At 32.7% G+C, this 13001-nt stretch carries 10 protein-coding genes; 7 read left to right on the top strand and 3 right to left on the bottom strand.

What is annotated here, in order from left to right; all coding sequences use genetic code 11:
* Positions 1-15 precede the first annotated feature (15 nt).
* Entirely contained in the window at positions 16-3702 is a 3687-nt protein-coding gene (gene purL, locus H6589_01625) for a phosphoribosylformylglycinamidine synthase (protein MCB9173288.1), read from the bottom strand.
* A 224-nt stretch (positions 3703-3926) separates the two neighbouring features.
* Between purL and H6589_01620 the strand changes: the two genes are divergently transcribed.
* Genes H6589_01620 through H6589_01610 form a run of 3 tightly spaced genes read left to right on the top strand, consistent with a single transcriptional unit; the run spans position 3927 to position 6433 of the window.
* Positions 3927-4460 (top strand): sigma-70 family RNA polymerase sigma factor, encoded by a 534-nt coding sequence (locus H6589_01620; protein ID MCB9173287.1) that lies wholly within the window; start codon positions 3927-3929, stop codon positions 4458-4460.
* On the top strand, positions 4457-5923 hold the full coding sequence (locus H6589_01615) for a hypothetical protein (protein MCB9173286.1): 1467 nt from the start codon (positions 4457-4459) through the stop codon (positions 5921-5923). Before H6589_01620 ends, H6589_01615 begins: the two co-directional genes overlap by 4 nt.
* A gap of 57 nt (positions 5924-5980) precedes the next feature.
* A complete protein-coding gene (locus H6589_01610; GenBank protein MCB9173285.1) occupies positions 5981-6433 on the top strand; it encodes a hypothetical protein in 453 nt (150 codons plus the stop codon).
* Here H6589_01610 and H6589_01605 read toward each other — a convergent pair.
* Both H6589_01605 and H6589_01600 read right to left on the bottom strand, forming a co-directional pair.
* Positions 6428-7393, bottom strand: coding sequence for a phosphotransferase (locus H6589_01605; protein ID MCB9173284.1), 966 nt, complete (start codon positions 7391-7393; stop codon positions 6428-6430). The two genes, H6589_01610 and H6589_01605, sit on opposite strands and share 6 nt — an antisense overlap.
* A gap of 89 nt (positions 7394-7482) precedes the next feature.
* Positions 7483-10020, bottom strand: coding sequence for an adenosylcobalamin-dependent ribonucleoside-diphosphate reductase (locus H6589_01600; protein ID MCB9173283.1), 2538 nt, complete (start codon positions 10018-10020; stop codon positions 7483-7485).
* Between the two features lie 445 nt (positions 10021-10465).
* Between H6589_01600 and ric the strand changes: the two genes are divergently transcribed.
* From ric to H6589_01580, 4 genes are all read left to right on the top strand, one after another.
* On the top strand, positions 10466-11185 hold the full coding sequence (gene ric / locus H6589_01595; protein MCB9173282.1) for an iron-sulfur cluster repair di-iron protein: 720 nt from the start codon (positions 10466-10468) through the stop codon (positions 11183-11185).
* A 72-nt stretch (positions 11186-11257) separates the two neighbouring features.
* Positions 11258-11701 (top strand): Rrf2 family transcriptional regulator, encoded by a 444-nt coding sequence (locus H6589_01590; GenBank protein ID MCB9173281.1) that lies wholly within the window; start codon positions 11258-11260, stop codon positions 11699-11701.
* A gap of 104 nt (positions 11702-11805) precedes the next feature.
* Positions 11806-12402 (top strand): Crp/Fnr family transcriptional regulator, encoded by a 597-nt coding sequence (locus H6589_01585; protein MCB9173280.1) that lies wholly within the window; start codon positions 11806-11808, stop codon positions 12400-12402.
* A 151-nt stretch (positions 12403-12553) separates the two neighbouring features.
* The gene (locus H6589_01580; protein ID MCB9173279.1) at positions 12554-12997 is read left to right on the top strand and encodes a cytochrome c; all 444 of its coding nucleotides are present in this window, start codon (positions 12554-12556) and stop codon (positions 12995-12997) included.
* Positions 12998-13001: the final 4 nt, after the last annotated feature.

Below are 13001 nucleotides of genomic sequence, written 5' to 3'. Positions count from 1 at the left end.
TGAAGTTTTACAAGTTTATTTACTTACCGTTCCCACCCATTTTCGAGCATTTACAAATGCTTCAAACCAAGGGGTTACTTCTTCCATTTTTTTATCAGCTGGATAAAATGGTGCTTGCCAAGGAAAAATAATACGCTCCAAGTGGGGCATCATAGCTAAATGACGTCCACAATCAGAAACTATACCAGCAGTGTTGTATTCAGAACCATTTGGATTTCCTGGATAGTTGTTATAGTTATACGTTAAAGCAATGTTGTAGTCGGTTTCTTCACCTTCAAACATAAATCGTCCTTCGCCGTGTGCTACCCAAATACCTAAACTACTTCCTGTTAAAGACGACAATAAAATGGATTTATTCTCTTGTACCGTTACACCCAAGAACGTTGATTCAAATTTACCTGAAACATTGTGGTGCATAGGTTGTGTTTGTCCTTTCGATTTTACCAAGCCTAACTCCATCATTAATTGACAACCGTTACAAACTCCTAAACTCAAGGTATCTTTTCTTGCATAAAAATTATCTAAGGCTTGTTTTGCTTTTGGATTAAACAAAAATGCTCCTGCCCAACCTTTTGCAGAACCCAGTACATCAGAGTTAGAAAATCCACCAACAAAAACAATCATGTTTACATCCGATAAATCTTCTCTACCCGAAATTAAATCGGTCATGTGAACATCTTTTACATCAAAACCAGCCAAAAACAAGGAGTAAGCCATTTCTCTATCACCGTTTACCCCTTTTTCTCTAATAATAGCTGCCTTCGCTCCTGTTTTAGTTTTTCTACCATGCCCTACTCCATAATCAGATAAATTGCCTTTAAAATGCTGAGGAAATTTATAGTTTAATTTATATTCCTTGTAATTTTTAAATCGCTCGGCTGCATAATGTTCCGTCGATTGATTTTTATCCAACAAATAAGATGTTTTAAACCAAGTGTCTCTTAACTCTTCAACATCAAATTTTAATTGAGCTCCTTTATGTTTAATGTTTATTTCTCGTTTTTGAATTGGTTTTGCAATAATGTGTGCGTGAATTCCTTTTTTGCCTAATTCCGAAACAACCTTGTCGCTATCTTTTACCTGTATTAATATTGCAGGGTTTTCGTTAAACAATATTTTAATCAAATCGGCTTCATCAATCGAATCTAAATTTACATTTAAACCACCACTGGTATTACCAAAATTCATCTCCAATAAAGCAGTAATTAAACCACCCGAAGAAATATCGTGTCCCGCCAAAACTTTTCCATCTTTTATCAGTTGCTGTACAGTATCGAAAGCTCTTGCAAAATAATTATGGTCGTTAATGTTTGGAGCGGTAGTTCCAATTTTATTTACTACCTGAGCAAATGCAGAACCTCCTAATTGGAATTTATCTTCAGAAAAATCGATATAAATCAACGAAGTTTCTTCATTTACCACCAACAAAGGTTCAACAATTTTCTTGATATCAGTTACTTCACCAGAAGCAGTAATGATAACCGTACCCGGAGCATACACTTTATCATCTTTGTACTTTTGTACCATCGATAAAGAATCTTTTCCTGTTGGAATATTTAACCCTAAATCGCAAGCAAATGTACTTACCGATTCTACCGCCTCATACAATCGTGCATCTTCACCTGGGTTTTTACACGGCCACATCCAATTGGCACTCAACGAAACAGATTTTATTCCGTTTGGCATTGGCGCCCAAATAAGGTTTGTTAATGCTTCTGCAATAGCCAATTTACTTCCGTTTACCGGATTAATTAAAGAAGCTATTGGTGCATGACCAAGAGCCGTTGCAATTCCAGATTTTCCTGTATAATCTAAAGCTACAGCACCTAAATTATTTAATGGCACTTGAATTTCTCCAACAGTTTGTTGCTTTGCCACTTTACCCGTAACCGAACGGTCTACTTTATTGGTTAACCAATCTTTACAAGCCACAGATTCCAATTGCAGCACTTGGTTTAAGTACTCTTTAATTTTGTTGGTGTCGTAATCAACCTCTTGGTATTTTGTTTTATTGGTAGTATCAGTAATAACCGTTTTTGGTGGCTTACCAAACATGTCCTCAATTTTTAAATCGATAGGATTTTGACCTGTTTCTTTATCCTCAAACGTAAATTTATGGTCGCCAGTAATATCACCAACCACATACATTGGCGCTCGTTCTCTATCTGCAATTTCTTGCATCAATGTCAAGTCTTTTTCTTCAATTACCAATCCCATTCGTTCTTGCGACTCGTTACCAACTATTTCTTTCGCAGAAAGCGTAGCATCTCCAACAGGCAATTTTCTTAAATTGATAATTCCACCAGTAGCTTCCACCAATTCCGACAAACAATTTAAATGACCTCCAGCTCCATGATCATGAATAGAAATAATTGGGTTATTTGTCGATTCAGAGAAAGCACGAATAACATTACAAACTCTTTTTTGCATTTCAGGATTTGAACGTTGTATAGCATTTAATTCAATTGAATTGCTGAACTCTCCAGTAGCCACAGAAGAAACTGCACTACCACCCATTCCGATTCTATAATTATCGCCACCTAAAACAACAATTTTATCTCCTTTTTTTGGTAAGTGTTTTTGAGCATCGGTTAATTTTCCATAACCAATACCTCCGGCTTGCATAATTACTTTATCGTAACCATATTTTTTACCTGCTTCGGTATGCTCAAAAGTCAATACCGAACCATTGATTAATGGTTGTCCGAATTTATTTCCAAAATCAGATGCTCCGTTTGAAGCTTTGATTAAAATATCTAAAGGAGTTTGGTATAACCAAGGACGTTCTGCCATAGCTTTTTCCCACTCCCTGTTTTTTTCTAAACGTGAGTAGGCTGTCATATAAACCGCTGTACCAGCCATAGGAACACTTCCTTGCCCACCAGCCATTCTATCTCTAATTTCTCCACCAGAACCTGTTGCGGCACCATTAAAAGGCTCAACAGTTGTGGGAAAATTGTGTGTTTCTGCTTTTAATGAAAGAACCGTATCAATTTCGTTTACTTCAAAAAAATCAGCTTTATTTTGTGTTGTTGGAGCAAACTGCAAAGCTTTTGGTCCTTTCACAAAACTTACATTGTCTTTGTAAGCCGACACAATGGTATTAGGATTTTGTTGTGATGTTTTTCTAATCAGATTAAATAGTGATGATGGTTTTTCTTTTCCATCAATTACAAATGTTCCATTAAATATTTTATGTCGGCAGTGCTCCGAATTCACTTGTGAAAATCCAAACACCTCACTATCAGTTAGTTTTCGTCCAATTCTACTCACTACATTCTCTAAATATTCTACCTCATCATCGCTCAACGCCAAGCCTTCTTTATCGCTATATGCTTTAATGTTATCAATAAACAATACCTCTTCAGGCTTAATATTGATAGTAAATAAATCTTGATTTAATTCGGTGTAAAGTATTTCCAACATAGGGTCTACCGCTGCATTTTTACCTTCCACCACTTTGTATTCCTCTACTCTAACAATATTGTTTATGCCCATGTTTTGAGTAATTTCAACAGCATTGGTACTCCAAGGTGAAACCATCTCTTTACGTGGACCAACAAAAAAACCTGCTAACTTTTCTTCTTTAATTTGAGTAGCAGCCAACAACCAATTCAACTTTGGCAAATCGTTTTCATTTAATTTACCATTAAATTGAACTGCAATAATTTTGTTTGAGTTACTTTTAAAAAATACAATCATTTTATTCGGCGTAATTTTAGAATTGCAAAGTTAGAAAGAACAAAAAATTAAAGCATGTATATCACTCTTTTTTTTAAAATGATATTAACAAGAATACGGAAGTCCGAAGTAGGAAGATGGAAGCGGAAAATGATACAAATTTCCGACTCCAAACTTCTTTCCATTTCAAACCAACCTTTTACACAACTTAAACGTCTTATGACTAATCGATTAAATTTTTTTCCATATTGGAGCTTTCAGAAATCATAGAAGGTTGTTACAACAACAGTCGTAAACACCAAGAGGCGTTATACAATTTGTATGCTTCTAGGCTGTTTGGCGTGTGTTTAACATATACCAAAGACCGCGATTTAGCTCAAGATATTTTACACGACGGTTTTTTTAAAGTGTTTAAAAAATTTGACCAATACAATGTTGAGTGGAATTTATTTTCGTGGATACGCCGAATTATTGTAAACACCGCTATTGATCATTTTAGAAAAACCAATAGAATCAGTAATGTCGATTTTCAGGAAAACGAGTTTATTGGTGGCTCTTTTGATGATGTTTCGGAACAATATAAAACTGCCGATTTAGCTGAGTTAATAAACATGTTACCCACAGGTGCAAGAACTATTTTTAACCTTTATGTGGTTGAAGGCTATAAACATCATGAAATTGCTGAAATGTTGAATATTAGTGATGGGACATCAAAATCGCAACTCTCTAAAGCAAAAAGTGTACTGAAAGAATTGGTTAACAAATACTATGTTAGATGATTGATGATAACAACATAGAAGATTGGTATAAAGAAGAACTGTCGAACTACCAAGTTAACCCTAACAACAAGGGTTGGGATGCTATTGCCAATAAATTAGATAAAACCGAAACTCCTTTAACCGAAGAAAATATTGAAGGCTGGTATAAAAATGAAGCTGCAAATTATAATGCTACACCCGACCAACAGGTTTGGAATAAGCTCTCTACAAAACTTGATGTTGAAAATGTTTGGACTAGAGTTCTATCTTCTTTAAACAGATACGATAGAATGATTTGGTGGAGAAATTTTGGTTTAAGACTATCGGCACTAATTATTTTATTTTTTGGTAGTTATTTAACATATAACACCATCAACAATAAAATTGATGAAAATAAAAAATCAGCAACGACAGCAATGTCAACAAACCTAATTTCTGGAAATAACGATAGTCAATCTAATAAATCATCAAAAAAATCAACTGGCGGGTTAGTGGAATTTGATAATGCAACAATCAAAAAAGCAGAAAATACAAAACCTGATGAAACTGTATCAACAGAAAGTAATCTAGCAACTACTGTATCTACTATTCTAAACAACCAACGAAACAGTAATATTCAAGCATCATCAAATACTACTTCAAACAACAAAGAAACACCACTTTATGCTGCTGTAAAAATGGAGAAATATAGTTCGAAACAAGTGGGTAGTATTTATTTAGAACACCAAGAACAAGAATTGGCGTTAACCGAATTACAAGAAATTGATTTCAACACCAGAACATTAGAAGCTAAAGAGTTTTTAGTGAAAAAAGAAAAAAACAAAATTATTTTTAACGACAAGCGTTTTTCTTCTCACTTTGTTTTTGGAATGTATGCACGACGTTTTTATATGGGTTTAAATGCTGCATTTAAAAAACAAGATTTATTTACAAAAGTTAGAACGGATAATGCCATTATTAAACAACTACACTATTTAGATTTTGGATACAATGTAGGTGGTACCGTTGGTTTTATTTTGTCGGACAAACTCAATTTAGAAACCAATGTTAATTTTATATCTACTTCGGGTTATAATAGAAAATACAATTTTAACGACCTTGCTTTTTCAGAAAATTTAAATCTTACCTATACCACAATTGATGTAATGGCAAAAAGAATGAACAACAAATCTACGTTCGACAATAAAAAATATTCTACCAATTTAATGGGTGGAATTTATGCTGGTTACTTGACTTCTGCAGAAGTTATTTCGAATGGTAAAACCAACGATGTTGCAAATCAGTTTAATAACTTAGATGCTGGGATTGTTTTAGGAATTGAACAAGACCGTTACCTTACCAAACAAATTATGCTAACTCCAGGTATAAAATATCGTCAAGGTTTATTAAATATTACTGATGGCAATAACCTTTACCAATCAGCCAGAACATTCTCTATTGAGTTTAATATTGGTATAAAATATATTTTCTTAAAAAAGAATTAACCTCAACCAACCTTTTATACCACTTAATCGTGTTAATATTGTAAACCGATTGAAAAAATGAATTTTATCAAAAACATATTATTGTACTCTAGCATTTCTGCCATTTTTGTTTTACATCCTGGCTTAAATAAAGGCGATAATATAATTACCGAAATTCAACATTTTGTTTATGGAAACTCATTAGAGTTGCTTGTAAATTCAGAAATAAACAAAAATCAATTGCAAGTTATTTGGGAATCGAAAGAAGATAAATCGACCATTCTTATTTATGAAAATGGAAAAGAAATCAATGAAATTCCTTCTTCAATAGGCAACCAACGAATTGTGGTTTTATATAATCACAATGTTATTGGTAAAATAGAACACTACAAACCAATAAAAAATCAAGCTCACAAATATAACTTGAGCATCAATTCTAAAAATCACGCGATTTTTTTCAAAGGTGAAATTTTGGGTCCCGCTCATATTAAATCACCTGCTACTACAACACTTCCTTTAGCTTCTTTATAAAATATCTTTTTCATTTTCATAGAGAAACTCCATACATCTGTCCCAAAATTGTTTTGCTAGAAGATGTTCTCCTAGAACTTTTGATAATTTCACTCTTTCTCCAGCCATAAATATATGGTACAACAACATTGATATATTTATCATTTTATTCTCATTATCTTGGATTACCCTTATCGAATTATATCCTTTAAGAAATTCTTCCCATATATTATCGGTATATGTTTTTTCGTATTTACAGTACACCAATTCCCATTTAAAATGAGACATATCATAAGCTCTATAGCCACGTGACACGAATTCAAAATCAATTGTCAAACATTCTTTTTCATTTTTCCATAAAGAATTCCTTGAAATATAGTCACCATGACAAATTCCATAATTCTCATTATTTATCTCCAAATTAATTAACTCTAACTGAAGTTGAATTTTGTCTCTCAATTTATTCAAATATTCTTTCTGACTGTCCCCTAAGAATGGTCTAATTAATTTATATGAATCATCAAACAAATAACCTATAGTATATTCTGTCTTATCTAATTCTAAATTAGGATTTATTGAAAATTTATGAAAATTAGCTAAATTTACTCCTAAGTTAAAACTCTGAACTTTATTTAATTTAGGTATTACCTCCCCTTCAAAATATTCATACGCTATTGCAAAATATCCGTTTTGAATTTGATTTAACTCCAAGATAAAATCTCTATTTACCCCACTTTTAGGTATTATAACCTTTACATTATTACTTGACAACTCCAGCAATAATTTCAGTTCAGATAATGCATCCTTCTTAGTTTTATATTCTTCACTAAATACTTTAACTACAATGGTAGCGATGGGATTAATAATCTTATATGATTTAGCAAAACTACTAGATAGCAAGATAACTTGCGATTGATTTATCTTTAATCCATAGAAATTTTCTATTAAATTTATTACATGCTTCTCTTCCAAATTAATCATCTTTCGAAATTACAAATTCATAATTAGACATAAAAAATCCCCTCAATAAATTGAGGGGATTTTTTTACGCACTTTGTATAATCAAATTATTAACCGCATTTTGAGTGTCCACAGCTTTTGCAGTTTAAACAACCTTCTTCGTAAACTAACGATGGTTCTTTACAACTTGGGCAAACATTTTCAGCTGGTTTCGTTCCGTCTGGAATAAATTTCTTTAACGAGCGTACCACACCTTTTTTCCAAGTATTTAAGGTTTCATCACTTAAATGTAAGTTATCTACCATGTCAACCACAAAGCTCAAGGGCATACCGTGTCTTAATACTCCCGAAATCAATTTAGCATAATTCCAATATTCTTGGTTAAATGTTCTTGATAAACCTTCGATAGTAGTTTTGTAACCATGACTATCTTCGTATTGGAAATCGTAACGCGTTTTACCGTCTTCTGCTTTTTCTTTAATTACCCAACCTTTTTGTACATGAGATAAAATTGAGAATGACTCTTTAGCAGCACCTGTAAATATTTCATAAGGTCTTCCATCTAACAAACCAATTACAGCTATCCATTTTTCACTTTCGTTGTTGAACTGAATAATTTCTGCTTCTAATTTATCCGGTCTCTTAGGCGCATTTGTTTCAGAAAATGTATAAATATTCTCATCTTTTTTATCTTCTTTTTTATCATTAGAAATCAATACACCACTTCTAGAACCATCTCTGTAAACTGTAATTCCTTTACAGCCACTTTCCCATCCTGTTTGGTAAATCTGACTTACTAATTCTTCAGTACAATCGTTTGGAACGTTAACTGTTACACTTATTGAGTGGTCAATCCATTTTTGAACTTTACCTTGTAATTTTACTTTTTCTACCCAATCCACATCATTAGCTGTTGCTCCGTGGTAAGGCGATTTTGCGATAATTTCGTTCAATTGAGTTTCTTCCATTTTAGAAACCTCATCAGCATTGTACCCGTTTGCTGTTAACCAAGTCATAAACTGATGGTGGAATACGTGGTATTCTTCCCAAGAATCACCTACTTCGTCAACAAAATCAACTTTTACTTGCTTATCGTTTGGATTAACTTTTCTTCTTCTTTTGTAAGAAACCATAAATACTGGTTCAATACCTGAAGATGTTTGAGTCATTAAACTAGTTGTTCCTGTTGGAGCAATCGTTAACAACGCAATATTTCTTCTACCATATTTAACCATGTCTTGATACAACTGCTCATCTTCTTCTCTTAAGCGGTTAATCATTGGATTTTTTTCTTCTCGTATTGCATCAAAAATAGGGAATGAGCCTCTATCTCTAGCCATATCAACTGAAGAACGGTAAGCAGCCAAAGCTAATTTTTTGTGAATATCTTCACAGAAATCTGTTGCTTCTGAAGTACCATATTTAAAACCTAGTGCTGCTAACATATCTCCTTCTGCAGTAATACCAACACCTGTTCTTCTTCCTTGAATACATTTGGTTTTTATTTTTTTCCAAAGTGTTAACTCTGTTCTTTTCAATTCAATGTTTTCTGGATCAGCTTCAATCTTCTCTACAATTCTATTTATTTTTTCTAATTCTAAATCAACAATATCATCCATAATACGTTGAGCCATTCCAACATGCTTGTTAAATTTTTGATAGTTAAATGTGGCACTTGGCGTGAAAGCATTTTCTACATAACTATATAAGTTAACAGCTATTAAACGACAACTATCATAAGGACACAATGGAATTTCTCCACATGGATTTGTAGAAACGGTTTTAAACCCTAAGTCGGCATAACAATCTGGAATAGATTCGTTAATAATAGTATCCCAAAACAAGATACCTGGCTCAGCCGATTTCCACGCATTGTGAATGATTTTATCCCAAATCTTTTTTGCGTCAACTTCTTTCGTGAATTTTGGTTCTGTTGAATGAATTGGATATTGTTGGGTATATGGAGTTCCCGATTTTACAGATTTCATAAAATCGTGGTCAATTCTTACCGAAACATTTGCACCAGTAACTTTAGTACCATCCATTTTAGCATCAATAAATTGTTCTGCATCTGGATGTTTAATAGAAACTGATAACATTAAAGCACCTCTTCTACCATCTTGAGCAACCTCTCTTGTAGAATTAGAATATCTTTCCATAAATGGAACAATACCTGTAGATGTTAATGCACTATTTTTAACAGGGCTTCCTTTTGGACGGATGTGAGATAAATCATGACCAACACCTCCACGTCTTTTCATTAATTGAACCTGTTCTTCATCAATTTTCATAACTCCACCATACGAATCAGACTCACCGTCGCTACCAATAACAAAACAATTTGAAAGAGAAGCAATTTGGAAATCATTTCCAATACCCGTCATTGGACCACCCTGAGGAACAATGTATTTAAAATCTTTTAACACTTGATAAATTTCCTCTTCAGAATATGAATTCGGATATTTCGTTTCAATTCTCGCAATCTCAGCAGATAAACGTCTATGCATTTGATCAGGGTTACTTTCGTAAATGTTCCCATCAGAATCTTTCAAAGCATATTTGTTAATCCACACATTTGCGGCTAACTCATCTCCTTTAAAATAATTTGTTGCATCTTTCAATGCTTCATCAAATGAATAGGTTTTCATCTTGTTTTTTCCATTTTCGTCGATTTTTAATGCTACTTCATCAACTTTTTTTGCTGTTTCACTGATTACGTTAATTGATTCTTTCATGTGTTTAAAAGGGTTTTGTTGGGTTATTACTTCTTTACATCTTACTGTAAAAATGCTTGTGCAAGTTAGAAAGAGAATCCTCTTCTTTCAATAAAAATTAAAGCTATTTTTTTCAACAGAAAGTTAGCTCATTATTAGTGGGACTTGAAGGGTAGTTTGGCAAAATTTATTAACAATGCATTCTTAATTTCCAAATTTTGTTAAGCAGAAATCCAACAATTGAGCATTAACAGTGATTACCAAATTATTACACCAAAAATTATCAAGCAAATGAAACTATTTTATTAAAAGATATTTAGGTCTTTTATTCTATTAATAAAATTATTTGTATATTTGTACCATAATAAAACACATAATTATGGAAAATATAGATGAAAAAACAGTAGCAGAGATTGTTACAGAAAACATCAGAACTGCTGATGTATTTAAAAAAAACGGAATAGATTTTTGTTGTGGAGGAAATGTTAACGTAAAAGATGTTTGTGCAAAAAAAGGAGTAGATTACTCAAAAATTAAGGAAGACATTCTTAACATAGGTAAAGCACCAGCTACTGGTCACGATTTTAATTCATGGGATTTGGATTTTTTAGCCGATTACATTGTTAATACACATCATAAATATGTGGCAGAAGCAAATCAGTTAATTAGACAATATGCTGAAAGAGTTGCAAAAGTACACGGACATCATTATACTGAGGTTGTAGAAATAAACAACTTGTTTCACGATTTATCGAACGAATTGAACATGCACATGCATAAAGAGGAGAATGTTTTATTTCCATTTATAAAAGCAATAGGTAAAGCAAAAAAAGAAGGCACACCTTTAGCTCCTCCTCCTTTTGGCACTATCCAAAACCCTATAAACATGATGGAAGCCGAACACACCGATGCCGGAGATATTTTAAGACAAATAGCGGAATTGAGCAACAATTACACGCCTCCTGCTGGTGCTTGCAACACTTTCAGAGCTTTATACTCTAAGTTGGAAGAGTACCAAAACGATCTTTTTCAACATATTCACTTGGAGAATAACATATTGTTCCCAAAAGCAATTAAATTTGAGCAAGAATTACTTTAATTCAACTTATACGTTTAGGAGGCTAGAAAATAAACCTCTAAACTCCTAAACGTATAACCTTATAAACCTTTTATGTTATCAAAATCTTGCATATACGCTCTTAGGTCTATTATATATATAGGTCATCATGCTACAGTTAAGCATAAATTTGGCATAAAAGAAATTGCTGAAGAGCTTGATTTGCCTGTACATTTTTTAAGCAAAATACTACAACGCTTAGTAAAGCACGACATCGTTCAGTCTGTAAAAGGACCAAATGGGGGCTTTTACTTAAACGAAAAATCTAAAGAAACTTCGTTACTTACAATTATAGAAGTAATTGACGGTTTATCTTTTTTTACCAGTTGCGGATTAGGTTTAAAAGAATGTTCAGAAACTCATCCATGTCCATTACATCATGATTTTAAATTGTACAGGGATGGATTATATTTTATGTTTAGCGACAAGAAAATATCAGATTTAATTACCAAAATAGAAGAAGGAAATGCCTTTATAAGAAACCTACCCAACTATTAATGATTAAAAATAAAATCTCCTGTTTCGATTGTAAAAATGAAAATTGTTTCATTAAAAAGTATTGCTCTATTTCGTTAATGAATGAAATGGACACGCAAAAAATAGTGAATAGATATTCCAAAAAACAATTGATTTTTCACGAAGGCAATACTACAGATGGTATTTATTTTATACAATCTGGTAAAATTAAAGTTTTTAAAAACGGTGCTTTTAACAAAAACCAAATTGTACGTATAAGTAGTGAGGGCGATTTTTTAGGTCATCGTGGTTTTTCTTCTACTAATACCTACCCCGTTTCAGCCGAAGCCATTACTGAGTCTTACATTTGTTTTGTTGGTAAAAAGTTTTTTTACAAAATCCTTGAAGACACGCCAAAACTTACCATCAACTTAATGCTGTTTCTTGCCAACGAACTCAACTACGAAGAAGCAAGGTTACGTGATATGGCTGTTTTCAATGTTAGAGAGAAGGTTGCCAAAGCCATTTTAATATTGATTGAAAAACTAGGCTTAAATTCTCAATCGGAAATAAACAATTTGGAAGAATTAAGCAGACAAGATATTGCAGAATTGGTTGGATTAAATTCGAATCAAGTAACCAAAGTATTGGCAGAATTTAAGGAAGATAAAATCATTGAAACAGACAACAAAAAGGTTAAAATCATCAACCAAAAGAAACTAGAAGAAATTATATCTATTTAATAAAGTATGATATTAATCATACTTTTGTATTCTAAAAAACAGATTTAATATTGATTATTATCAAAACTATAAAAACGAATTCTGTTGTATTTTTACAGAATAAAAGACATTAGTGTCTATTATTAATTTACTAACTAAAAACTAAAACATTATGTTAACAAAAAGTCAAGCAAAATTGTTCTTCCTAGCAGGAACAGTAATTTTCTCGGTGTTGTTTCTTGGGCTTTCGCTCGATACTCACATGAACCGAGTTGGAGAACAAACCCACGAAGAAAACATTACTCCAGCAGTAGTTGCAGGAAAACATTTGTGGGAAGAAAACAATTGTATGGGTTGCCATACTATTTTTGGTGAAGGTGCTTATTATGCACCAGAACTTACCAAGGTAGTAGAAAGAAGAGGTGAAGGATACATTAAAGGATTATTAATGTCGCCAACCCCATGGGGAGAACATACTTCTGGCAGAAAAATGGTTGCTTACGGTTTTTCTGATGAAGAGGCAAATAACTTGGTTGAGTACTTTAAATGGATAGGAAATGTTGATTTAAATGGTTTCCCAGCCAAACCAAAATATAAAATTGAAGCAAATAAATAATTAA

Source organism: Flavobacteriales bacterium (genome assembly GCA_020635795.1).
In the GTDB taxonomy this organism is placed as follows: domain Bacteria; phylum Bacteroidota; class Bacteroidia; order Flavobacteriales_E; family Vicingaceae; genus Vicingus.
This window is presented reverse-complemented; position numbering and strand designations above follow the sequence as displayed.